This window comes from Phenylobacterium sp. LH3H17 (assembly GCF_024298925.1).
Lineage (GTDB): Bacteria > Pseudomonadota > Alphaproteobacteria > Caulobacterales > Caulobacteraceae > Phenylobacterium.
The window spans coordinates 2,333,239-2,354,883 of record NZ_CP101283.1 but is presented as its reverse complement, the minus strand read 5'-3'; the positions used below and the strand labels follow the sequence as shown (position 1 = coordinate 2,354,883).

23 protein-coding genes are annotated in these 21,645 nt (G+C 68.2%); 16 read left to right on the top strand and 7 right to left on the bottom strand.

The features are described 5' to 3' along the window. Positions 1-41 precede the first annotated feature (41 nt). The gene (locus M9M90_RS11705; protein WP_254833414.1) at positions 42-1,163 is read right to left on the bottom strand and encodes a DUF3667 domain-containing protein; all 1,122 of its coding nucleotides are present in this window, start codon (positions 1,161-1,163) and stop codon (positions 42-44) included. Between the two features lie 98 nt (positions 1,164-1,261). On the opposite strand from M9M90_RS11705, the gene M9M90_RS11700 reads away from it, so the two are divergent. Beyond that, on the top strand, positions 1,262-1,840 hold the full coding sequence (locus tag M9M90_RS11700) for a pyridoxamine 5'-phosphate oxidase family protein (protein ID WP_254833413.1): 579 nt from the start codon (positions 1,262-1,264) through the stop codon (positions 1,838-1,840). A 7-nt stretch (positions 1,841-1,847) separates the two neighbouring features. Here M9M90_RS11700 and M9M90_RS11695 read toward each other — a convergent pair whose 3' ends face one another. The 4 genes from M9M90_RS11695 to M9M90_RS11680 form a co-directional block, all read right to left on the bottom strand. Next, positions 1,848-2,123 (bottom strand): hypothetical protein, encoded by a 276-nt coding sequence (locus M9M90_RS11695; RefSeq protein ID WP_254833412.1) that lies wholly within the window; start codon positions 2,121-2,123, stop codon positions 1,848-1,850. Positions 2,124-2,162: 39 nt separating this feature from the next. Then, on the bottom strand, positions 2,163-2,378 hold the full coding sequence (locus M9M90_RS11690) for a DUF2188 domain-containing protein (protein ID WP_254833411.1): 216 nt from the start codon (positions 2,376-2,378) through the stop codon (positions 2,163-2,165). A 336-nt stretch (positions 2,379-2,714) separates the two neighbouring features. Next, positions 2,715-3,317, bottom strand: coding sequence for a 2-hydroxychromene-2-carboxylate isomerase (locus M9M90_RS11685; RefSeq protein WP_254833410.1), 603 nt, complete (start codon positions 3,315-3,317; stop codon positions 2,715-2,717). Between the two features lie 11 nt (positions 3,318-3,328). Next, on the bottom strand, positions 3,329-4,057 hold the full coding sequence (locus tag M9M90_RS11680) for an SDR family NAD(P)-dependent oxidoreductase (RefSeq protein ID WP_254833409.1): 729 nt from the start codon (positions 4,055-4,057) through the stop codon (positions 3,329-3,331). 96 nt (positions 4,058-4,153) lie between these two features. Here M9M90_RS11680 and M9M90_RS11675 point away from each other — a divergent pair, with 96 nt between their 5' ends. Then, positions 4,154-4,609 carry a helix-turn-helix domain-containing protein gene (locus tag M9M90_RS11675; protein WP_254833408.1) on the top strand — a complete coding sequence of 152 codons (456 nt, stop codon included), beginning with the start codon at positions 4,154-4,156 and terminating at the stop codon, positions 4,607-4,609. 90 nt (positions 4,610-4,699) lie between these two features. Next, on the top strand, positions 4,700-5,758 hold the full coding sequence (locus M9M90_RS11670; protein WP_254833407.1) for a sensor histidine kinase: 1,059 nt from the start codon (positions 4,700-4,702) through the stop codon (positions 5,756-5,758). A gap of 27 nt (positions 5,759-5,785) precedes the next feature. On the opposite strand, the gene M9M90_RS11665 is transcribed toward M9M90_RS11670, so the two are convergent. Beyond that, on the bottom strand, positions 5,786-7,849 hold the full coding sequence (locus tag M9M90_RS11665) for a prolyl oligopeptidase family protein (RefSeq protein ID WP_254833406.1): 2,064 nt from the start codon (positions 7,847-7,849) through the stop codon (positions 5,786-5,788). 119 nt (positions 7,850-7,968) lie between these two features. Between M9M90_RS11665 and M9M90_RS11660 the strand changes: the two genes are divergently transcribed. The 6 genes from M9M90_RS11660 to M9M90_RS11635 are packed head-to-tail and all read left to right on the top strand — an operon-like array spanning position 7,969 to position 14,305. Beyond that, positions 7,969-8,379: a globin gene (locus M9M90_RS11660; RefSeq protein ID WP_254833405.1), complete on the top strand. Its 411-nt coding sequence runs from the start codon at positions 7,969-7,971 to the stop codon at positions 8,377-8,379. Positions 8,380-8,413: 34 nt separating this feature from the next. Continuing rightward, positions 8,414-9,226 carry a thioesterase family protein gene (locus M9M90_RS11655; protein WP_254833404.1) on the top strand — a complete coding sequence of 271 codons (813 nt, stop codon included), beginning with the start codon at positions 8,414-8,416 and terminating at the stop codon, positions 9,224-9,226. Between the two features lie 59 nt (positions 9,227-9,285). Next, positions 9,286-9,972 (top strand): ABC transporter ATP-binding protein, encoded by a 687-nt coding sequence (locus M9M90_RS11650; RefSeq protein ID WP_254833403.1) that lies wholly within the window; start codon positions 9,286-9,288, stop codon positions 9,970-9,972. Beyond that, a complete protein-coding gene (locus M9M90_RS11645) occupies positions 9,962-12,493 on the top strand; it encodes an FtsX-like permease family protein (RefSeq protein ID WP_254833402.1) in 2,532 nt (843 codons plus the stop codon). The genes M9M90_RS11650 and M9M90_RS11645 overlap by 11 nt, the downstream gene beginning before the upstream one ends. After that, positions 12,493-13,575 (top strand): carotenoid 1,2-hydratase, encoded by a 1,083-nt coding sequence (locus M9M90_RS11640; protein ID WP_254833401.1) that lies wholly within the window; start codon positions 12,493-12,495, stop codon positions 13,573-13,575. The genes M9M90_RS11645 and M9M90_RS11640 overlap by 1 nt, the downstream gene beginning before the upstream one ends. Before the next feature lie 28 nt (positions 13,576-13,603). Continuing rightward, a complete protein-coding gene (locus M9M90_RS11635; RefSeq protein WP_254833400.1) occupies positions 13,604-14,305 on the top strand; it encodes a hypothetical protein in 702 nt (233 codons plus the stop codon). Here the strand turns inward: M9M90_RS11635 and M9M90_RS11630 are convergent, their stop codons facing one another. After that, positions 14,306-15,394, bottom strand: coding sequence for a zinc-binding dehydrogenase (locus tag M9M90_RS11630; RefSeq protein ID WP_254833399.1), 1,089 nt, complete (start codon positions 15,392-15,394; stop codon positions 14,306-14,308). A 207-nt stretch (positions 15,395-15,601) separates the two neighbouring features. Between M9M90_RS11630 and fabD the strand changes: the two genes are divergently transcribed. The 7 genes from fabD (at position 15,602) to gmk (ending at position 21,612) form a co-directional block, all read left to right on the top strand. Next, positions 15,602-16,546: an ACP S-malonyltransferase gene (fabD, locus tag M9M90_RS11625; protein WP_254833398.1), complete on the top strand. Its 945-nt coding sequence runs from the start codon at positions 15,602-15,604 to the stop codon at positions 16,544-16,546. Between the two features lies 1 nt (position 16,547). After that, positions 16,548-17,288: a 3-oxoacyl-[acyl-carrier-protein] reductase gene (gene fabG, locus M9M90_RS11620; protein ID WP_254833397.1), complete on the top strand. Its 741-nt coding sequence runs from the start codon at positions 16,548-16,550 to the stop codon at positions 17,286-17,288. Positions 17,289-17,427: 139 nt separating this feature from the next. After that, positions 17,428-17,667: an acyl carrier protein gene (locus M9M90_RS11615; RefSeq protein ID WP_056019455.1), complete on the top strand. Its 240-nt coding sequence runs from the start codon at positions 17,428-17,430 to the stop codon at positions 17,665-17,667. A 76-nt stretch (positions 17,668-17,743) separates the two neighbouring features. Next, positions 17,744-19,027 carry a beta-ketoacyl-ACP synthase II gene (gene fabF / locus M9M90_RS11610; RefSeq protein ID WP_254833396.1) on the top strand — a complete coding sequence of 428 codons (1,284 nt, stop codon included), beginning with the start codon at positions 17,744-17,746 and terminating at the stop codon, positions 19,025-19,027. Then, a complete protein-coding gene (mltG, locus tag M9M90_RS11605; RefSeq protein ID WP_254833395.1) occupies positions 19,024-20,085 on the top strand; it encodes an endolytic transglycosylase MltG in 1,062 nt (353 codons plus the stop codon). The genes fabF and mltG overlap by 4 nt, the downstream gene beginning before the upstream one ends. A 2-nt stretch (positions 20,086-20,087) precedes the next feature. After that, entirely contained in the window at positions 20,088-20,969 is an 882-nt protein-coding gene (locus tag M9M90_RS11600) for a YicC/YloC family endoribonuclease (protein WP_254833394.1), read from the top strand. After that, positions 20,959-21,612: a guanylate kinase gene (gmk, locus tag M9M90_RS11595; RefSeq protein ID WP_254833393.1), complete on the top strand. Its 654-nt coding sequence runs from the start codon at positions 20,959-20,961 to the stop codon at positions 21,610-21,612. The genes M9M90_RS11600 and gmk overlap by 11 nt, the downstream gene beginning before the upstream one ends. Positions 21,613-21,645 lie beyond the last annotated feature (33 nt).

Sequence of the window (21,645 nt, the reverse complement as noted above, 5' to 3'; positions counted from 1 at the left end):
ATCCTGACCCCCTGTGGCGCCAAAACCCCAACGCGCCGCCATTAGCCGGTCAAGCCCAGCATGATCACCGTGAACAGGAACAGCAGCAGCGTCATGAGGCAGAAATTCAGCAAGACGAAGGTCCGCCAGACCGTCGAGAACACCCCCAGGCTGTAGGCGCCCTTGAGCTGGGCGAACATGTGCGCCGGGATAATGAACCACAGGCCGACCGCCGCCGCTGTCCCGCCCACTGAGCCGCCCCAGCGGACGATCGCCGCGGCGACCATGATCAGCATCGCCATGAAGGTCAGCGAATAGAGCACGAAGACCCCGTGGTCGTAGAAGGTGAAGCCCCGCTTCCACAGGAACAGCGCCGCCACAAAGGGCAGGGAGATCGGCACGAGCAGGAAGGAAAATTTGTAGAAAGTCTGCTGGATCTTGTAGAGCGCCAGCTCCGGATTCTTGAGCTTTTTGTTGAGCTTGTCGTCCAGCGCCTTGTTGCCCGTATTGGCTTTCCATTCGCCGCTCTCGGCCTTGGCGCGCACCTCCTTGGCCCAGTCGGCGCTCAGGGCCGCCACGTCGGGCGGGGTGGGGTTGTCCTCCATCGCCTTGTTGGCTTCTTCCAAGGCCGCGCGCGCGCCGTCGACTCGTTCTTGCAGCGCCGCACGCCGCGCGACGGAGGCCGCGTCGGTTCCTTTAGGGGCGTCGTTCAGTGCGGTTTCGGCCTGGTTCACGGCGTTCGCGGCGTTGAAGAGCCGTGTGCCGGAACTCGCCGCCGCCCCGGTCGTCTTATCCGGCTCCTGCCCCGGGGTCGGCATGAAGCTCAGCAGCATGAACATGACGAAAACAGTGAACAGGAACATGGCCAGCGGCGAGACGTAGCGCGTCCGCTTCCCGTGCACCCACTCGCGGGTCAGCTTGCCGGGGTTGAGGACCAACAGCGGCAGGGTCCGCCAGATGTGGCTGTCGAAGTGCATCACCCCGTGCAGCAGCTCTTCGCCCAGGTGCAGCAGGGTGCGGTGGACGTGCGTCGGCTGTCCGCAGTTCTGGCAGAAGCGTCCGGACACCTCGGCGCCGCAGTCGGTGCAGGTCCTGGAGTGTTCCCCGGCCTGGCCGGTCGGCTTCTCGATGGCCGCGCCGATCAGGCCGCCCGTGGCCGCGCCGCCGACTGCATCAAGCTCCATGGGCGACCCCCGTCACGAAAGCGGTGGGATTGTTACAGGCGTTCGCCGCACCGGCCAACGGGCGTAGGATGGCGCTGCGCCGGTGACGGGAGGGTCATATGTACCATCAAGGCAATCGCGATCTGCAAGACGCCTTCGGCAGCAGGGCCCTGGCCGACCGGCTGGAAGAGACCTTGCGCCGGAAGGTTTTCAACGAGGCTGACGGCGCCTTCATCGCGGCGCAAAGCTTCTTCTTCCTGGCCACGGCCGACGTGGAAGGCCGGCCCGACTGCTCCTTCAAGGGCGGGCCCGTCGGGTTCGTCCAGGTGGCTGCCGCCGACGAGCTGATCTTCCCGGACTATGACGGCAACGGGATGTTCAAGAGCCTCGGCAATATCGCAGCCAACCCCCATGTGGGCCTGCTGTTCATCGCCATGGGCGAGAAGCCGCAGCGTCTGCGGGTCAACGGAACGGCCAGCGTCTCGCAGGACGATCCACGCATCGTCGGCATTCCGGGCGCACAGTTGCTGGTCAAGGTCCGTCCGACGGACATCTTCCCGAACTGCCCGCGCTACATCCCGTCGCTGCAGGTGGTCGAGCCGTCCACCTACACGCCGAAGGCCGACGCGCCGCCGGTCGAGCCGGCGTGGAAAAGCTTCGAGGCCTTTGCCGACGTGGTCCCGCCGCGCCGGCGATAGCGGCCGATCAGGACCCGCCGAGGTCCAGCTTGCTGACGTCGACTCCGCCGGTCACGACCTTCACCTTCAGCAGGCGCATCTCACCGTTGGCGAAGCTCAGGTCCGACACCGGAATCCGGTTGTCGCGTCGAATGTTGGAGGCGTCGCGCAGGGTCAGGTGCAGGGTCATGTCGTCGCGCGACGTGCCGGATTGCTCCGCGGCCTCGATCGCCTTGCGGAAGGTCTCCGCCATCGACTTCGGCGCCACGAAGGCGGGGCGCTGCAGCGGAATGTCTTGGCTCACGGGCTGGCTCATCGGCTAGATCTCGGTTGAAATGGCGGTTCAGGCGGCGGCGAAGAAGCCGTGCTCGCCGGTGACCCGGACCTGGCACGGCCGGCCGGCATCCTGGGCGGCGCGCGCGCGGCGATTGGCGGCGGCCTTGGCCTCTTCCTTGTCGATGGAATGATCGAAGTACTGGCCTTCGTGTTCCACGGCCCACTTGTCGTCATGACGCGCCACGGTGAAGACGGCTCGGATGAATGCGTCGCGGGTGGCCATGGGGGCTGCTCCTTGTCGAGACGGGGTTGTGGAATGGGGGTGCGGCCGGCGACCAGCGCCGGCGCGAGAATCCACAGACCTCGAGTGTGACAAGTTATCTACAGGCAAAGGGCCTGAATGTCCGCGTTATTCTGGAAATTGCTCATTTTTTCGAAACCTCCAGCGACTCCCGCTCGCCGATTCTCTCCGTCCGTTATGAGTCTTCGATGACGTATCGGGGGTCCGAAAACACGGGATTCCCAGGCCATGGCGGCATGAACAATTCCCACTGAACCTTGGCGATGCCCCGGCGACAGCGCAAATATTGTCGTTCACTTGCGGTCGACCATGTCGCGCTCAGCTTGCCAGCTCTTCCTCCACTTGGCCCAGGCGCTCCTTGCCGAAGAACATCTCCTCGCCGACGAAGAAGGTGGGGATGCCGAAGGCGCCGCGGGCCGCGGCGGCCTCGGTGTTGGCCATCAGCTCGGCCTTGACCTCGGGATCCTGAGTGGCCTCCAGCAGGGCGCGGGCATCGAGTCCCGCCTCTGTCAGCACCTGGGCCACGACCTGAGGATCGTCCATCTTCAGGCCACGCTCCCACATGGCGGCGAAGACCGCTGCGGTATAGGCCGCCTCCACCCCCATCCGCCGGGCCGCGACCATGCCGCGCATGATCAGCAGGGTGTTGATTGGGAAATGCGGATTGAACTTGTACCGGCTCAGACCGTGCCGGGCGATGAACCGGCGGCTCTCCAGGGCCTCGTAGGCCAGCTTGCCCTGGACGTCGCCGAAGGCGGTCATCGGCGCCTGGTTGCCGGTCAGCTTGAACAGCCCGCCCAGCAGGCAGGGCGTGATCTTGATCTCCGCCCCGGTCCGCCTGGCGATGTCGGGCAGGACGCAGTGGGCCATGTAGCCGTTGGGGCTGGCGAAATCGAAAATGAACTCGACGGTCTTTCCCATGATGTCCTCCCTCACCAGCTCTCGGACCAGGGGCGCAGGTCCAGTTCATGCGTCCAGGCCGAGCGGTGTTGCTTGTGGAGCCACACATAGTTCGTGGCGATCTCCTCGGGCTTGAGGATGTTGTCGCGGGCCAGCCGCTCCTCGCGATCGGCGATGTTGGTGCGGGCGAAGACCCCGTCGATGGCCCCGTCGACCACCACGTGGGCCACGTGGATTCCCTGGGGGCCCAGCTCCTTGGCCGCCGTCTGGGCCACCGCGCGCAGGGCTTGCTTGGCCGCCGAGAAGGCCGAGAACCCCTGGCGGCCGCGCATCGAGGCCGAGGCGCCGGTGAACAGGATGGTGCCGCGGCCGCGTGGCAGCATCGCCTTGGCGGCCTCGCGCCCGGTCAGGAAGCCCGCGAAACAGGCCATCTCCCAGACCTTGTGGAACACCCTGGCGGTGGTCTCGGTCAGCTCGAAGCGGACGTTGGCTCCGATATTGAACACCACCACCTCCAGGGGACCGACCTCGCGCTCGATCTGCGCGAACAGCGCGACCATCTCGTCCTCGGACCGGGCGTCGACCCCGAAGGCCCGGGCCCTGCCGCCGGCGTCGCGCATGGACTGGGCCAGGGCTTCCAGCTGATCGAGATTGCGCGCCCGCCGAGTGATGCAGACCTCGAAGCCTTCGGCCGCGAATGCCGTGGCGATGGCGCCCCCGACCCCGTCCCCGGCGCCGATTACAAGACAGACCCCGGCCATGTCCTCACTCCAGTAAGTTTATTTTCTGGACGGACCATGGTATCGAATCTGGACCCCGTCAATGATCGGATTGACGGGGAGCGGGGAAGGCCGCCGATGAAGTGGAACGAACTGGCCCAGCAGCCATGCTCCATCGCCCGCTCGGTGGCGGTGATCGGCGACCGCTGGACCCTGATGATCCTGCGCGACTGTTTCCTGGGGGTGCGTCGGTTCGAGGCCTTCCAGGAGCGCCTGGGCATCTCGCGGACCATCGTCGCCGATCGGCTGAAGCACCTCGTGGAGGAGGGTGTGCTGAAACGCGTTCCCTACCAGGACAACCCGACCCGCTTCGAATACCGGCTGACCGAGAAGGGGATGGAGCTGCACCCTGTGGTCATGGCCATCGTCCACTGGGGCGACCGGCACTATGCCAGCCGGGCCGGCCCGCCGCTGCTGCACCGGCACAAGGTCTGCGGCCATGACTTCCATGCCGTCCAGACCTGCTCAGAATGCGGCGAGGTCGTGGATGCGAGGAGCGTCGAGACGCGCCCGGGGCCGGGCGCGCCCGAATAAGCGCGGCCGTTTGGTGCGCCCGTGCTAGGGTAGTATCTGCGTCCATGAAGGCTTTCGCATCGCGGGCCCCAAGCCGCCTAGGAGGCCCGAGTGGCCGAAGCCTACAATCGGCTGATTGGCGCTGCGAGCTTGGCGGGCGCGCTGATCGACACGTCTCCGGTCCCGCTTTTGCTGTTCGACGGCCACGGGCTCGTCGTTCACGCCAGCCCCTCGTTCTGCACGGCCTTCGACATTCTGGCTAAGGGCGCTGAGGGGGCCAATCTGGCCAACCTGGGCGAAGGGGAGTGGGACATCGCCCAGCTGCACGTCCTGCTGGATAACGCCCTGGCCGACGGGATGGATTTGGGCGACTACGAGACCGATCTCGTTCGGGAAGGTGTTCCCCCTCGTCGACTGGTCGTCAATGTGCAGAACCTCAACCATGTGGGGGCCGAGCGCCACCGGGTCCTGATGGTCGTTCACGACGTCACCGACGTCCGCAGGGTCGAGCACCTGAACGTGGCGCTGCTGCTGGAGAAGGACACCCTGCTGCGGGAGCGCGCGGTCCTGATGCAGGAGATGCAGCACCGCATCGCCAACAGCCTGCAGATCATCGCCAGCGTCCTGCTGCTGAAGGCCCGGACCGTGAAGTCCGAGGAAACCCGCCGGCACCTGCACGACGCCCACGACCGCGTCATGTCGGTCGCCGCCGTGCAGCAGCACCTGCAGGCAAGCCTGGGCGAGGTGGAGGTCGGCCCCTACCTGACCAAGCTGTGCGAGAGCCTGGCCTCGTCAATGATCCGCGAGTCACGGCCGCTGACCCTGAGCGTGCGATCCGACACGGCTACCGTCACGTCCCAGGAAGCCGTCAGCCTGGGTCTGATCGTCACCGAACTGGTGATCAACGCCCTGAAGCACGCCTTCCCGGATGGCCGGGAGGGCGAGGTGCTGGTCGACTATGAGCTGCCCCAGCCCGGCTGGACCTTGTCGGTCACCGACGACGGGATCGGCAAGCCGCCGGCCTCGCACAGCACCCGCGTCGGCCTCGGCACCAGTGTCGTCGAAGCCCTGGGCAAGCAGCTTCGCGCCCAGCTGACGGCCTCGGACGCCGCGCCGGGCGCCAGGATCGCGCTGGTCAACATCGATCCGCGGCCGTCCAACGACGATTGAAGGAGCGCCGGAGCGCTCCCGTCGGCGTCAGTCCATCAACTGCTGCGTCAGGTAGGTGTACTCCAGCGCCTGGCGCTTGGCGGTCTCGTTGAGGTTGGCCGCCGCGGCGTGGCCGCCGTCGATGTTCTCGTAATAGAGGTAGTCGTAGCCCAGCTCCTTGAGGCGCGCGGCGGCCTTGCGGGCGTGGGCTGGATGGACCCGGTCGTCCTTGGTCGAGGTCTCCAGAAAGACCTTCGGATAGGGCTTGCCCTTGGCCAGGAGCTGGTAGGGCGAATAGGTGTCGATCACCTTGCGCTCTTCTGGATTGGCCGGATCGCCGTACTCGCCGACCCAAGAGGCCCCGGCGCCGATGTGGGTGTAGCCGATCATGTCGAACAGCGGCACCTGGACGACGATGGCCTTGTAGAGCTCCGGCCGCAGGGTGAGCGCCACGCCCATCAGCAGACCGCCGTTGGAGCCGCCCATGATCCCCAGCTTGGCGGGACTGGTGATCTTGCGCGCGATCAGGTCCTCGGAGACGGCGAAGAAGTCGTCATAGACCCGCATGCGGTTCAGTTTCAGGCCCGCCTCGTGCCAGCGAGGCCCAAACTCGCCGCCGCCCCGGATGTTGGCGATCACATAGACCCCGCCACGCTCAAGCCAGAGCTTGCCGACCGAGGCGGCGTAACCGGGCGTCTGCGACACCTGGAAGCCGCCATAGGCGTAGAGCAGGGTGGGCGCCGAGCCGTCCGGCTTCAGGTCCTTCGGCCGGACAACGAAGTAGGGAACCTTCGTCCCGTCCTTCGAGGTCGCCCAGTGCTGTTTGACCACGTGCTTCGAAGCGTCGAAGCGGGCGGGCAGGGTGCGCAGGGTCTCCGTCGTTCCGGTGGTGGCGTCGGCCAGCACCTGGGTGGAGGGCATGAGGAAGCCCGCCACCGACAGCAGCAGCCTGTCATCGCGGTCCGACGCCGAGGCGACGCCGATCGAGGCGTCCCGGGGCAGGTCGAGCTTGGTCGAGGTCCAACCCTTGGGGCCGTGACTGAAGCTGAGGATGCCGCCCTTCACATTTTCATAGAGGGCGACGACCAGTCGGTTGCGGGTGGTGGCCACCTGTTCGATCGCCTGGCTCTGTGAGGGGCGCAGGATCAAGGTCGGACGGGTATTGGCCGCGTCGGTCTTGAGCTTCTGGAGGTCGAGCGCGAGCAGGTCGCCCGACTTTCCCTCATGCGCTACCCAGTCCTGCTCCAGCGTCAGCAGCATCTGGCCGTCGATCAGGCCCTGGATGGACGACTTCAGCGGAACCGGCAGCTTGGTCGCCCCGGCGTCCCCGAGCAGATGATGTTCGGCGTTGAAGGTATCGAGCGGCCGGAAGGCGATCAGGGCCTGCAGCCGGCCGTCCGCATCGCGCAGCGCGATGGGCGAGACGCCGTAGCCGCCGTCCTCGGACTTGCCGCGGAACACCTCGGTCGCTTCGGCGAGTGGCCGGCCGCGCTTCACCAGCTTGATGATGTAGGGGTAGCCGGAGGTGGTGACCTCGCCCTTGGCCCATTCGGTGGCAACCGCCAAGGTGTCGGCGTCGACCCAGGCGAACCGGTGCTTTCCCTGCGGCAGGAAGAAGCCGTCCTTCACGAACCGGCCGTTCGCCGTGTCGAACTCGCGGACCTCGACGGCGTCCTTGCCACCGTCGGAGAGCGAGACCAGGCAGATCCTGTCGTCCGGCGCCAGGCAATCTGCGCCCTTCCAGACCCAGTTCTTGCCCTCGGTCTTGGCCAGGGCGTCGAGGTCGAGGATCGTCCTCCAGGCGGGCTTGCCGGTCCGGTAGCTGTCGAGGTCGGTTGAACGCCAGACCCCGCGGACGTGTTCGGCGTCCTGCCAGTAGTTGCGGAGGCTCCCGTCGCCGGCGAAGCCCATGCCGGGAATCCGATCCTTGGCCGTGGCGATGGTGAGCGCGTCGGCATAGAGCTTGGAATAGCGCGGGTCATTCTGCAGCAAGGGCAGGGAGCGGGCGTTTTCTGCGCGCGCGAAGGCCATGGCTCTCGCGCCCTCGATCTCCTCCATATAGACGTATGGGTCGTTGGGATCGGACAGGGCGAGCGCAGGGAAGGCTGACATGGTGCTCAACATGGCGCCTGCGGCCAGCTTTCCAAGCAACGAAAAACGCATCAACTATTCTGCCAAGTCTGAAATTCGCCAACCGGACCTTCGTCTGAGCAGATCGAGCCGCGCAAATTATGACCGACGAAACAAATCTCATCGCCTGGAGCCTCGAGGAGGTCGCTGAGCGCCACGGAGATCCGACGCAGGCGGTCTATGACCGGCTGTTCGCCAAGAGCCCCGAAATGGCCGAGCTGTTCATCGGCGACAAGACCGGCGCGGCACGCGGCGAGATGCTGGCCGTCGTCTTCCGGACCTTGCTGGACTTCTCCAGCGAGGGGGCGTTCGGCGCCAACATGGTCCGCGCCGAAATCATCAACCATGAGGGCATTGGCGTGCCGCCCAAGGTGTTCACCACCTTCTTCGCCACCGTGATGGAGACGATGCGCGACCTGTTGGGCGAGGATTGGACCCCCCCTGTGGCCGCGGCTTGGGACGAACTTCTCGTGGGCCTCGACGCCGCGATCCACAGAGAAACGGCGGCCTAGTTCTAGGATCGGGAATCCGTCATGGTCCCGCGCCATGACAAACGAACCATTTTTCAAACGAGACGGGGACCATTACGTCCCCACCCCCGCCGGCCGAGGCCCCTGGAACCCCAACTCCCTGCACGGCCGCGTAATCGTCGGCCTGCTGGGCTTCGAGCTGGAACGCAAACACGGCGACCCGGACTTCCTGCCGGCCCGCCTGACGGTCGACATGTACCGGCTGCCGGGCTTCGATCCCATCGAGGTGACCACCCGGCTGATCCGCGAGGGCGGCCGCATTCGGGTGGCCGAGGCGGAGTTCATCTCCGGCGGCGTCAGCATGGCCAAGGCGACCTGTCAGTTCCTGCGCCGCACCGAGAATCCCGAGGGCAAGGTCTGGAAGGCGCCGGAGTGGGATGTCCCCAAGCCCGCCGCCATCCCGGCGCCGGATCCTTCGAGCGGACCCATGGGCAAGATGTGGTCCACTCGGCCGATCAGCGGCGGCTTCGGCCAGGGCGGCCAGCGTCGCATGTGGATGAGCGAGGTCCGCGACATCGTCGAGGGCGAGCCGCTCACTCCGTTCCAGCGCGTCGCCGTCGCCGCCGACTTCGCCAGCCCCGCCGCCCATGCCTCCGACCAGGGCCTGGCCTTCATCAATTCCGACGTCACCGTCTATCTGCACCGGATGCCGCGCACGGAGTGGATCGGCTTCGAGAGCGCCTATCATGACGCCACCGACGGCGTGGCGGTCGGCGAGTGCCGGCTATATGACGAAGAGGGCTCCATCGGCTTCGCCTCCTGCGCGGCCCTGGCACAAAAGCGTCCGGCGCGGCCCGCCCCTGCCGAGGAGGCGAAGGCGGAGGCGTGACCCTCGGCGGCCGGCGAAAGGTCGAGGACTACAGACGCGAGGCGAGGTTAGATAAGCCGATGGCCGCCGAGTCCCCGATCCTATCGCTGCGTTCCCTGGCCAAGTCGGTCCCCGGCGGCCGGGTGCTGTTCGAGGGTCTGGACCTGGATCTGCACGCCGGGGAGTTCGTGGCGGTCATGGGGGAGTCCGGGGTCGGCAAGTCCACCCTGCTCAACCTGATCGCCGGGCTGGACGGCGCCGACGCCGGCCAGGTGGCCATCGACGGCGTCGGTCTGGAGACCCTGGACGACGACGCCCGCACAGGCCTGCGGCGCGACCGGATCGGCTTCGTGTTCCAGGCCTTCCACATCCTGCCGCACCTGACCCTGGGCCAGAACGTGGCCTTGCCGCTGGTCCTGCAGCGGGCGCCCGGCGCTGAGGCGCTGGCGCGGGCCGGCGCCATGCTGGACGCGGTTGGCCTGCCGGGCCGGGCCGGGGACTTCCCCCACCAGCTCTCAGGCGGCGAGATGCAGCGGGTCGCGATCGCCCGTGCGCTGGTCCATCGCCCCGGCCTGATCCTCGCCGACGAGCCCACCGGCAACCTCGATCCCGAGACCGCCGGCCGGGTGCTGGAGCTGTTCGCGGGCCAGGTGCGCCAGTCCGGCGCCGCGGCCTTGCTGGTCACCCATTCCGACGTCGCCGCCGCGGCGGCCGATCGGGTCCTGACCCTGACCCGCACCGGCCTCGTCGAGCGCCATGGCGGCTGACCGTCCCCAGACGCTGGCCGCGCGCTGGATGATCCTCGGCGAGTGGCGGGCCCACCCGATGCGGGCGGTGACCGCCGCCGTGGCCATCGCGGTCGGGGTCGCGCTGGGCCTGGCGGTGCATCTGGTCAACGCCTCGGCGCTCAACGAATTCTCTCAAGCCGTTTCGACGGTCAATGGCGACGCCGAACTGCAGGTGCGCGGCGTCTCGCCGGTCGGCTTCGACGAGGGCCTATATCCGACGCTGGCCCGTTTGCCAGGCGTCGCGGCGGCGAGCCCGGTGGTGGAGCTCGAGGCCAGGGCCAAGGGCGCGGACGGACCGGTGACCCTGATCGGCCTGGACGTGCTCCGCGCCGCCTATGTGACGCCGAGCCTGCTGGGCCGCCCGGCCGGCGCCGACGCCGCCCATGGTCCGACCAGCGAGGCGGCTTTCGACGACAACGCCGTGCTGCTCTCGCAAGCCGCGCTCGAGGCCCTGCGGGTCAAGCCGGACGACCGGCTCGATCTGACCGCCGCCGGTCGCGCCGTGCCCCTGCGGGTGGCTGGGACACTGCCCGGCGTGCCCGAGGGCCAGCAGATCGCCGTCATGGACATCGCCGCGGCCCAGTGGCGGTTCGGCCAGATCGGCAAGCTGCAGCGCATCGACCTGCGCCTGGACCAGGGCGCCGACGCGGGCCGGGTGCGCGCCGCCATCGCCAGGGTCCTGCCGGCCGACGCCCAACTGGTTAGCCGCGAGAGCGAGGCCCGGCGCAGCGACGCGCTCAGCCGCGCCTATCGGGTCAATCTGGACATGCTGGCCCTGATGGCCCTGCTGACTGGCGGGTTCCTGGTCTATTCGGCCCAGTCCCTTGCCGTGGCGCGGCGCCGGGCCCAGTTCGCCCTGCTCCGGGTGCTGGGGGTGCGCCGCCGCGCCCTGCTGGGCCAGGTGCTGGCCGAGGGGGGTGTTGTCGGGCTGGTGGGCGGGGTTGTGGGCCTGGGCCTCGGCCTGGCCCTGGCGAGCGGAGTCCTGGCCCTGCTGGGCGGCGACCTCGGCGGCGGCTATTTCGGCGGCGTCGAGCCTGAGCTGGTCTTCGCGCCTGGCGCGGCCCTGGTGTTCCTGGTCCTGGGCCTGCTCACGGCCATGGGCGGCAGCCTGATCCCCGCGCGGGAGGCGGCCCGCGCCCAGCCCGCCGTCGCCCTGAAGAACGTCGGCGACGCCGTCGACCCGCGGGTGGCGCCGCGGATCTGGCCGTCGGTCCTGCTGCTGGCGGCCGGCGCGGCGGCGGCCTTCGCCCCGGCCGTCTGGGGGATTCCGCTGTTCGGCTACGGCGCCATGGCCCTGCTGCTGGCCGGCGGGGTGGCGGCCATGCCCTGGATCGCCCGGACCCTGCTGACGCCCTTGCAGCGCGTGCGGGTGGCAGGTGCGGCCGTCGACCTGGCCTTCAAGCGTCTGTGGGGCGCGCCGTCCCAGGCGGCGGTGGCGCTGTGCGGGATCGTGGCCAGCACCAGCCTGATGGTGGCCATGGCGGTGATGGTGTCGAGCTTCCGGGGCTCCGTGGACGACTGGCTGGGCCAGGTCCTGGCCGACGACCTCTATGTCCGCGCCGAGGCCTCCGGCGGCGGCTTCGATCCGGCGACCCAGGCGGCCCTGGCGCGGACGCCCGGCGTGGCGCGGATGGTCTTCCAAACCTCCACCAGCCTGCGCCTCTCCGCCGACCAGCCGCCGCTGGCGGTGCTGATCCGCCCCTTCGACGCGCGCCGGATGCCGATGATCGCCAGCGCCACGGCGCCCGCGGGCGCCACGCCGGTCTGGGTCTCGGAGCCCGCCGCCTGGCTCTATGGCTGGAAGCCGGGCCAGAGCATCACCCTGCCCATCAGCGGCAGGGCGGCGCCGTTCTTCGTGGCCGGGATCTGGCGCGACTATTCCAACCAGCATGGGGCGGTCGCCCTGGACTCCGCCGACTATACCCGCCTGACCGGCGACACCTTCCGCGCCGGGGCGGCGGTGGAACTGACGCCCGGCGCCAAGCCCCAGGCGGTTATCGCCGCCCTGCGCGCCCGGATGCCGCCCGGCCTGGACGTCGACTTCGCCGAACCCAAGACCCTGCGCGCCTTCGCGCTACGCCTGTTCGACCGCAGCTTCGCGGTGACCTATGGCCTGGAGGCCATCGCCATTCTTGTAGGGCTGGCCGGGGTGGCGGCCACGGTCTCGGCCCAGACCCTGGCGCGCACCAAGGAGTTCGGCATGCTGCGCCACCTGGGCGTCACCCGCTCGCAGATCGTCGCCATGCTGGCCACCGAGGGCGCGGTTCTGGGGGCGGTCGGGGTGCTTGCCGGGATCGGCCTGGGCCTGGTCATGAGCCAGGTGCTGATCCACGTGGTCAATCCGCAGTCCTTCCACTGGACCATGGAGACCAAGCTGCCCTGGGCGCTGCTGGCCAGCGTGGCGGCCGCCCTGGTCGCGGCGGCGGCGGGCACGGCCCTGCTGGCCGGCCGCCGGGCGCTGTCGGCCGACGCCGTGCGCGCCGTGCGGGAGGACTGGTGATGGCCCGGCTGTTGGCGATCCTCGCGGCTCTGCTGGTGCTGGCCAGCCCCGCGGCCACCCAGACCGGGCCGGTCCTGCCGCTCTATCCCCAGGTGAAGCCTGGCGTGGGCCTGAGCTTCCCCTTCGACCACGGGGCCCACCCTGAGTTCCGCACCGAGTGGTGGTACGTCACCGGCTGGCTGAAGACCGCCGACGGCCAGGACCTGGGCTTCCAGGTGACCTTCTTCCGCTCCCGTCCCAGCGTCGATCAGCGCAATCCCAGCGCCTTTGCCGCCAAGCAGATCCTGTTCGCCCACGCCGCCCTGTCGGACCCCAAGGTCGGCAAGCTGCTGCACGACCAGCGCATGGCCCGCGCCGGCTTCGGACTGGCCGAGGCGGCGGTGGGCGATGCGAACCTCATCATCGACGACTGGACGATGCGGCGCGCCACCGACGGCCGGTTCGTGACCAAGGTCGGGGGCAAGGCCTTCACCCTCGACCTGGCCTTCCGCCCCACCCAGCCGCCGCTGGCGCAGGGGGAGGGCGGCTACAGCCGCAAGGGGCCGCAGCCCAGCCAGGCCAGCCACTATTACAGCCTGCCGCAGATGGTCGTGTCGGGGACCGTAACGCGGGCAGGCAAAGCGGTGCGGGTGACAGGCTCGGCCTGGCTCGACCGTGAATGGTCCTCGACCCTGCTCGATCCCAAGGCGGTGGGCTGGGATTGGGTCGGCCTCAATCTCGATGATGGCGGCGCGCTCATGGCCTTCCAGGTCCGCGACGCGGCTGGCAAGGCGCTTTGGGCCGGCGGCTCGCTACGCGGCAAGGACGGGGCGGTGACCAGGTTCACCCCGGACACGGTGCGGTTCGGCGCCGAACGCCTCTGGCGCTCGCCAAGGACCGGCGGCCGCTATCCGGTGGAACGATCGCTGACCGTCCGACTGCCGCAGGGCGAACGGCGCTGGATGCTCAAGCCGCTGTTCGACGACCAGGAACTCGACAGCCGGGCGGCGGGTGGTCCGATCTACTGGGAGGGGGCCGTTACGACCCAAGGCGGGCGGGGCTATCTGGAACTAACCGGTTATGTGAGCCCGATGAAGCTTTGAGGATCAGATCTGAGCAGGAGGAAGGTTAGTGGCTCGCCAACCAGCAGATGAGCAGGTCGATATCCAAGCAGTAGTCACCAGGTTGCGGCACGCCAAGAACCGGATTTTGCAGACAATTGAATGGGCTCGGGCGACTGAAGAAGTCTGGCGCGCTCTAAATGAGGCGGCCGATAATCGTCGCACTGTCGCCGAATCCCCGGCGTCTGAAGCCGCGTGGGTCTTCGAGAGAGCTACTCGAGATGGTCAGATCGTCGCGATTACTCGAGTGCTGGACGCGCCAGGCCGTGGCAATCCCGATCAGACGAATAGATTGAGTTTCCCGGTGTGTCGCACCTTGCTGGCGCTACCCGGAGTGTCTGCCTGGTTCATCGAAGATGCGAAGACTTGGAACAATGATCTCGGCGAAGCCAATGCCCGGCAGGTTGGTCAAAGGATTGAGCGCTTTCTCGCGCGCCTGCACGCGCTAGAGACCGAGGAGGGGCCAAATCGAGCCCGATTAATTCGTGCATTTCGCGATGAAAACATCGCACACGAGCTTCATTTTGCAGTCCAACGAGAGCGTCCTCTCTACCGGCACATACGGGAAGTGCTGAACGAGGTGATGCTGCTAACCGAAGAGCTGAGTTTCATCGTCGAGGGGCAGGTCATTCATTGGCGGAGAGGCGAAGCAAATCGAAGCGCGTCTCTTGTTTGGGAATCTGTGGCTGCGGCTTACCCCAGAGAAGGCTAGCTAAACCCGCCCAGGCTCCACCAGGATCTTCACGTGCGCTTCCGGGTCGCCCAGCGTCACGAACGCCTCGGCCACGCCGCCTAGGCCGACCTTCCCCGTCACCACGCCACTGACGTCGATCACGCCCTGGGCGATGTCGTGCAGGGTCTGAGCGAATTCCTCGGGGCTGTAGCCGAACACGAAGGTGAGCTCGATCTCCTTGGTGATGGCGATGGCGGGCTCGATCTTGTCGGTCTCCATGCAGACCCCGGCCACCACGATCTGGGCGCCGGCGGGGGCAGCCTCGATCAGGCTCTGGACGATGCCCGGCGAGCCGACGCATTCGAAGACCACCGGCCGGCCGAAGCTGCCGCCCATCATCTTGATCATGCTCTGGGCGGCCCGCGCCGTCGGCACGCCGAAGCCCTCCCAGCGGGCGTGGGGGCTTTCCTTGGCGGGGTCGATGATCACGTCGGCGCCCAGCATCTCGGCCGCGGCGCGGCGGCGAGGGGAGTAGTCGGCGGCGATGACCGGGCCGTGGCCGCGCGCCTTCAGGCCCGCGATCACCGCCAGGCCCACAGGACCGCAGCCGATCACCAGGCAGACGCTGTTGGGATCGAGCCTGGCCTTGGCCACCGCATGGGCGCCGACCGCGAAAGGCTCTGTGAGCGCGGCCTGGTCGGTGGGCAGGCCGTTGGGCACCTCAAGCAGCAGGGCCTCCGACAGGATCATCCGCTCGGCGAAGCCGCCGGGCAGGTTGTTGGAGAAGCCCAGCATCTCCGCCCCGCCGGCCGGTGTCAGGGTGACCGGCAGGGAGACGATGCGGGTCCCGGCCTTTAGCAGGCCTTGCGTGCCGGGGCCGTGTTCCAGAATCTCGGCGCAGAACTCGTGGCCGAACACGGTGTCGGCGCGGGGATCGAAGCCGCCGGTCATGCCGCCGTTGGCGCGGCTGGTCAGCTCGATCATGTGCTCCATGTGGTGCAGGGCGTGCAGGTCCGAGCCGCAGATGCCGCAGGCCAGGGTCTTGACCAGCACCTGGCCGGTGTCGGGCTTCAGGTCCTCTATCTCGTCGCAGACCAGAGCCTTGTTCCGCCGAATGACCGCTCGCATGTCTATTCCTCGCCACTGTCCCGCCGCTCGATCCGGAGCGTATGGGTCCCGATCTTGCTTCGCAAACCGGGATGACAAGGAGGGAGAATTGACCCCTGGGAAGGGAAGCGGGTTGTCGCGCCGCCTTGCCGCCGCTGGGCATATCCCCTAACCCTCCCGGCTCGGAATCGTGAAGAGCGCGACAGCGCCGCAAGACGGGAGAGCCCCATGAGCCTCGCCTTCCTATTTCCCGGCCAGGGCAGCCAGGCGCTCGGCATGGGCGCCGATCTGGCCGAGGCCTTCGGGTCGGCCCGCGAGGTGTTCCAGGAGGTCGACGACGCGCTCGGCCAGAAGCTGTTCAAGCTGATGCGCGAGGGTCCGGAGGACCAGCTGACCCTCACCGAGAACGCCCAGCCGGCCCTGATGGCGGTGTCCATGGCTGTGATGCGGACACTGGAGCGGGAGTTCTCCATCGGCATCGAGAAGGCCGCCTTCGTGGCCGGCCACAGCCTCGGCGAGTATTCGGCGCTCGCCGCCGCCGGAGCGATCAGCCTGGCCGACACCGCGCGCCTGCTGAAGCTGCGCGGCCAGGCCATGCAGCGCGCCGTGCCGGTGGGCGAGGGGGCCATGGCCTCGCTGATCGGGCCGAAGTCGGACGTGGCCCTGGCTGAGGCCGCCGCCGCGGCCGGCTCGGCCGTCGGCGTCTGCGTCGTGGCCAACGACAACAACAACGGCAATGTGGTGATCTCCGGCGCCAAGGCCGCCGTGGACCTGGCCATCGAGAAGGCCAAGGAGCTGGGCGCCCGCGCCATTCCGCTGAACGTCTCGGCCCCCTTCCACTGCCCGCTGATGCAGCCGGCCGCCGACGAGATGGCCGAGGCCCTGGGCCGCGCCACCATCCTGGCGCCGCGCGCGCCGCTGGTGGCCAATATCACTGCACGGCCGACCCTCGACCCGGAGGAGATCCGCCGCCTGCTGGTGGACCAGGTCACCGGCCGGGTGCGCTGGCGCGAGAGCATGCTCTGGCTGGCCAATGAAGCCGGGATCACCCGTTTCGCAGAAGCTGGATCGGGTAAGGTGCTGTCGGGCATGGCGAAGCGGATCGCCCCTGACTCCGAAGCCACGCCGCTGAACACCCCCGCCGACCTCGAAGCCTTCGCGAAGAGCCTCTGACATGTTCGATCTGACCGGAAAGACCGCCCTCGTCACCGGCGCCACGGGCGGCATCGGCGGCGCCATCGCCAGGGCGCTGCACGCCTCCGGCGCCCATGTGGTGCTGTCGGGCACCCGCGAGGCGGTGCTGGGCGAGTTGGCCAAGGAGCTGGGCGAGCGCACTTCGGTGGCCGCGGCCAACCTCGCCGACGCCGAATCGGTCGACGGCCTGGTCGCTCGCGCCGAGGAAGCCGCCGGAAACGGCCTCGACATCCTGGTGGCCAACGCCGGCATCACCAAGGACGGCCTGCTGATGCGGATGAAGGATGAGGACTGGGAGTCCGTCCTGAAGATCAATCTCGAAAGCTACTTCCGCCTCAGCCGTGCGGCCATGCGCGGCATGATGAAGCGCCGCGCCGGCCGGATCATCGGCATCACCTCGGTGGTGGGCGTGATGGGCAATCCGGGGCAGGCCAACTATGCCGCCTCGAAGGCCGGAATGATCGGCTTTTCCAAGGCCTTGGCCCAGGAAGTGGCCACGCGGGGCATCACCGTGAACTGTGTCGCCCCGGGCTTCATCGAAAGCCCGATGACCGACGCGCTGACCGAAGCCCAGAAGGCCCAGATCCTCGGGACGATTCCCGCCGGCCGTCTGGGCCTGGGAAGCGACGTGGCGGCGGCCTGCGTCTATCTGGCCAGCGACGAGGCCGGCTACATGACGGGCCAGACCCTGCACGTGAACGGCGGCATGGCCATGATCTGACCGGTTGGCGCCGACGTGGCGATCATGCTACGGCGACGCCCGAACCGGCGAGGCGAAGGTCTCGAAGCCCAGTTCCGTTGCGGTTGACAACTCGTCGGCCGTCACGGATGGATCAGTTGAACAACAGGGACTTAAGCGAATGTCCGACATCCTCGAGCGCGTGCGCAAGATCGTCATCGAACACCTCGACGCCGATCCGGAGAAGGTCACCGAGAAGGCGAGCTTTATCGACGACCTGGGCGCTGACAGCCTCGACAACGTCGAACTCGTCATGGCCTTCGAAGAAGAGTTCGATATCGAAATTCCCGACGACGCGGCGGAGCATATCCAGACCGTCGGCGACGCGGTGAAGTTCATCGGTGAGCGCCTGGGCGCTTAAGCTCAGCAATCATTGAAGTTTCGGCCGCCGCGTCGCTCCCCGGAGCTCGCGGCGGTCTGCGTTTGGAGACTCGCCCATGCGTCGTGTCGTCGTCACCGGAATCGGTCTTTTGACCCCTCTCGGCCAGGGCGTCGACGTGACCTGGGCGGCGATCCTGGCCGGCAAGTCGGGCGCGGGGCGCATCACCACCTTCGATCCGACCGAATATGCCTGCCAGGTGGCCTGCGAAGTGCCGCGGGTGGACGGCCGGGGCGGCGGTGGGGCGGATGTGGCCGGCTCCTTCGATCCGGACCTGACCATGGCGCCCAAGGATCAGCGCCGGGTCGACGACTTCATCCTCTACGCCATGGCCGCGGCCGACGAGGCGGTGAAGGATTCGGGCTGGGTCCCGGAGACCGACGACGACAAGGAACGCACCGGGGTCATCATCGGCTCGGGGATCGGCGGCCTGGGCACTATCGAACGCACCTCCGTCGAGCTGTTCCAGAAGGGGCCGCGACGGATCAGCCCGTTCTTCATCCCCTCGGCCCTGATCAACCTGGCCTCGGGCCAGGTCTCGATCCGCTACGGCTTCAAGGGCCCTAACCACTCGGTGGTCACCGCCTGCGCCACCGGGGCCCACGCGGTCGGTGACGCCGCGCGGATGATCAAGTACGGCGACGCCGACGTGATGGTGGCCGGCGGGGCCGAGGCGGCGATCTGCCCGGTGGGCGTCGCGGGCTTCATCGCCTGCCGCGCCATGTCGACCAATTTCAACGCGACGCCCGAGAAGGCCAGCCGGCCCTATGACCGGGACCGCGATGGCTTCGTGATGGGCGAGGGCGCCGGCGTCCTGGTGCTGGAAGAGTACGAGCACGCCAAGGCCCGCGGGGCCAAGATCTACGCCGAGGTGCTGGGCTACGGCCTGGCCGGCGACGCCTACCACATCACTGCCCCAGCCGAGGACGGCGATGGCGGCTTCCGGGCGATGCGGGCGGCGATCAAGGACGCCGGCATCGACCCCTCCGAGATCGACTACATCAACGCCCACGGCACCTCCACGCCGCTGGGCGACGAGATCGAGCTGGGCGCCGTGACCCGGATTCTGGGAGACGCCGCCAAGACCGTGACCATGTCCTCCACCAAGTCGGCCACTGGCCACCTGCTGGGTGCGGCCGGAGCCATCGAGGCGATCTTCTCCTGCCTGGCCATCCGCGACCAGATCGCGCCGCCGACCATCAACCTGGACAGTCCGTCCGTGGTCACGGAAATCGACCTGGTTCCCAATACGGCCAAGCCGATGGCCATCGAGGTGGTGCTCTCCAACAGCTTCGGCTTTGGCGGCACCAACGCCTCGGTGGTGTTCAAGAAGGTCTCGTGAGCTCGCGCGCACGTCGCGGCGGCCTGTCGCCCGCGCGACGCCTGATCATCATCCTCGCCAGCGCCGCGGCCACCCTGGCCGCAGCCGTGGTTCTGTTCCTGGTCTGGGCGGTCTGGTCCTACCAGGGTCCAGGCCCGGCGGCGAAGTCCGGCGAAGTTACCGTGGTCATGCTGCGCAAGGGCGCGGGAGTGTCCGAGATCGCCGCGACCCTGAAGCGCGCCGGCGTGGTGCGTTCGGACGCCATCTTCGCCGCGGCAGCTCAGATCACCGGCGCAGCGCGATCGCTGAAGGCTGGCGAGTACGAGTTCAGGACCCGCGCCTCCATGGCCAGCGTCCTCGACGATATCCGCGACGGTCGCATCGTGGTCCACCAGATCACCGTACCCGAGGGCATGACGTCCGAGGCCGTGGTCGAGGCCCTGGCCGCCAAGTCCGAGCTGACAGGTGTCGCCCCGGCTCCGCCGGAGGGTTCGATTCTTCCGGAGACATATCAATTCGAGCGCGGCGAGGACCGCGCCGCGGTGTTGAAGCGGATGATGGACGCCCGCGAGGAGTTGCTGGGCCTGCTGTGGTCCAAGCGCCAGCCGGGCCTGCCCATCGCCACGCCGGACGAGGCCGTGACGCTCGCCTCCATCGTCGAGAAGGAGACCGGCGTCGCCTCGGAGCGGCCGAGAGTGGCGGCGGTGTTCGTCAACCGGCTGCGCGCCGGCATGCGGCTGGAAAGCGATCCGACCATCATCTACGGCCTGACCGGCGGCAAGCCGCTGGGCCGGGGCCTGCGGGCCTCGGAATTGGCCCAGCCCAACCCCTACAACACCTACCAGATCGATGGCCTGCCCCCGACGCCGATCGCCAATCCCGGCCGGGCGGCGCTTGCCGCAGTGCTGGATCCGCCCAAGTCCGACGCCCTGTTCTTCGTCGCCGACGGCACCGGCGGTCACGTCTTCGCCGCCACCTACGATGAGCACCTGAAGAACGTCGATCGCTGGCGCGCCATCGAGCGCCAGCGCGAGGTCGAGGCGCTGAAGGACCGGGCCCAGGCCCTGAAGGAACGCTAGCCATGCCGCTGAACGGAATGACCGGGTTCGGCCGGGCCGAGGGCGCGGCGGGCGACTGGAGTTGGTCGGTGGAGGCCCGCTCGGTCAACGGCCGCAACCTGGAGGTCCGGTTCCGCGGCCCGCCGGGCTTCGATACACTCGAACGCGTGGCGCGCGACGGGACACAGGCCCGCTTTGCTCGCGGCCAGGTCACCATCGGCGTGCAGGCCAAGCGCAGCGAGGGCGGCGCCCAGGTCCGGATCAATCTCGATCAGATCGAGCGCTATCTGGAGGCGGGCGCCGGCCTGCTGGCGGCCGGCAAGGCCGCCCCGCCCAGTCTGGACGGTCTGCTCGCCCTGCGCGGGGTGGTGGAAGCCGCCGAGACCCTGGACGATCCCGACGCCCAGGCCGCCATCGAGGCGGCCATGGCGCTCTCCATCGGGGCTGCCCTGGAAGGCCTGGCCGAGGCGCGGCGCGAGGAAGGGTTTGCCTTGGTCGGCGTGCTGATCACCCTGGTGGATCGCATCGAGCTCCTCGTCCGCCACGCGGGTGAGACGGCGGCCGGCCAGCCCGCCGCGATCAAGGCGCGCTTTGAGGCGCGGATGATCGAGCTGCTGGGCGAGGCCGCCCCGGTTGACCGGGTCGTCACCGAGGCCGCCGCCATGGCGGTGAAGGCCGACGTCCGCGAGGAACTGGACCGGCTGGCCGGCCATATCGACGGCGCACGGGCGCTGATCGCGGGAGAGGGCCCCTCGGGCCGCCGGTTGGACTTCCTGACCCAGGAATTCATGCGCGAGGCCAACACCCTCTGTTCGAAGTCGGCGCTGTCGGCCTTGACCAGTATCGGGCTGGATCTCAAGGCCACCATCGAGCAGTTCCGAGAGCAGGTGCAGAATGTCGAGTGACGGCGACGCCAAGCCCTGGGAGACCCAGCGCCGCGGCCTGCTGCTGCTGGTCTCCAGTCCGGCCGGCGCGGGCAAGACCTCGCTATCCCGGCGGCTGGTGGCCGATCACGCGGACATGACCCTGTCGATCTCCTGGACCACCCGCGCGGCCCGGCCGGGCGAGGAGGAGGGGCGGGAGTACTTCTTTGTCGACCGGGCGGCCTTCGAGGCCAAGATCGCCGACGGCGGGTTCCTGGAGTGGGCCGAGGTCAACGGCAACCTCTATGGCACGCCCGGCGCGGCGGTGATGGAGGCCCTGCTGGACGGCAAGGATGTCTTGTTCGACATCGATTGGCAGGGCGCAAAGCAGATCGCCGAGAAAACTCCCGACGACAGCGTCCGCGTCTTCATCCTGCCCCCCTCATGGGAGGACCTGTCGCGCCGGCTGCACGCCCGCGCCCAGGACAGCGAGGAGGTGATCGCCCAACGGCTCTTGCTCGGCAAGGAAGAGATCGCTCACTGGGGCCTCTATGACTACGTGATCGTGAATAAGAGTTTCGACCGGGCCTATGCGGATCTCGGCCACATCTACCGCGCCGAGCGCATGAAGCCCGGCCGCAACACCTGGCTGCCGACGTTCGTCGAGGGCCTTCTGCGCGAGTAGGTCGGATAGAAAAAATACACCTTCACCGTGCAT

What these genes read in the sequence shown, in the direction of transcription:
- M9M90_RS11705 (WP_254833414.1), bottom strand. Translation starts at nt 1,163, where the DNA reads ATGGAGCTTGATGCAGTCGGCGGCGCGGCCACGGGCGGCCTGATCGGC.
- fabD (WP_254833398.1), top strand. Translation starts at nt 15,602, where the DNA reads ATGAGCCTCGCCTTCCTATTTCCCGGCCAGGGCAGCCAGGCGCTCGGC.
- M9M90_RS11615 (WP_056019455.1), top strand. Translation starts at nt 17,428, where the DNA reads ATGTCCGACATCCTCGAGCGCGTGCGCAAGATCGTCATCGAACACCTC.
- fabG (WP_254833397.1), top strand. Translation starts at nt 16,548, where the DNA reads ATGTTCGATCTGACCGGAAAGACCGCCCTCGTCACCGGCGCCACGGGC.
- M9M90_RS11685 (WP_254833410.1), bottom strand. Translation starts at nt 3,317, where the DNA reads ATGGGAAAGACCGTCGAGTTCATTTTCGATTTCGCCAGCCCCAACGGC.
- M9M90_RS11650 (WP_254833403.1), top strand. Translation starts at nt 9,286, where the DNA reads ATGGCCGCCGAGTCCCCGATCCTATCGCTGCGTTCCCTGGCCAAGTCG.
- M9M90_RS11690 (WP_254833411.1), bottom strand. Translation starts at nt 2,378, where the DNA reads ATGGCCACCCGCGACGCATTCATCCGAGCCGTCTTCACCGTGGCGCGT.
- M9M90_RS11645 (WP_254833402.1), top strand. Translation starts at nt 9,962, where the DNA reads ATGGCGGCTGACCGTCCCCAGACGCTGGCCGCGCGCTGGATGATCCTC.
- M9M90_RS11660 (WP_254833405.1), top strand. Translation starts at nt 7,969, where the DNA reads ATGACCGACGAAACAAATCTCATCGCCTGGAGCCTCGAGGAGGTCGCT.
- fabF (WP_254833396.1), top strand. Translation starts at nt 17,744, where the DNA reads ATGCGTCGTGTCGTCGTCACCGGAATCGGTCTTTTGACCCCTCTCGGC.
- M9M90_RS11600 (WP_254833394.1), top strand. Translation starts at nt 20,088, where the DNA reads ATGCCGCTGAACGGAATGACCGGGTTCGGCCGGGCCGAGGGCGCGGCG.
- M9M90_RS11700 (WP_254833413.1), top strand. Translation starts at nt 1,262, where the DNA reads ATGTACCATCAAGGCAATCGCGATCTGCAAGACGCCTTCGGCAGCAGG.
- M9M90_RS11680 (WP_254833409.1), bottom strand. Translation starts at nt 4,057, where the DNA reads ATGGCCGGGGTCTGTCTTGTAATCGGCGCCGGGGACGGGGTCGGGGGC.
- M9M90_RS11665 (WP_254833406.1), bottom strand. Translation starts at nt 7,849, where the DNA reads ATGTCAGCCTTCCCTGCGCTCGCCCTGTCCGATCCCAACGACCCATAC.
- M9M90_RS11655 (WP_254833404.1), top strand. Translation starts at nt 8,414, where the DNA reads ATGACAAACGAACCATTTTTCAAACGAGACGGGGACCATTACGTCCCC.
- M9M90_RS11630 (WP_254833399.1), bottom strand. Translation starts at nt 15,394, where the DNA reads ATGCGAGCGGTCATTCGGCGGAACAAGGCTCTGGTCTGCGACGAGATA.
- M9M90_RS11640 (WP_254833401.1), top strand. Translation starts at nt 12,493, where the DNA reads ATGGCCCGGCTGTTGGCGATCCTCGCGGCTCTGCTGGTGCTGGCCAGC.
- M9M90_RS11675 (WP_254833408.1), top strand. Translation starts at nt 4,154, where the DNA reads ATGAAGTGGAACGAACTGGCCCAGCAGCCATGCTCCATCGCCCGCTCG.
- gmk (WP_254833393.1), top strand. Translation starts at nt 20,959, where the DNA reads ATGTCGAGTGACGGCGACGCCAAGCCCTGGGAGACCCAGCGCCGCGGC.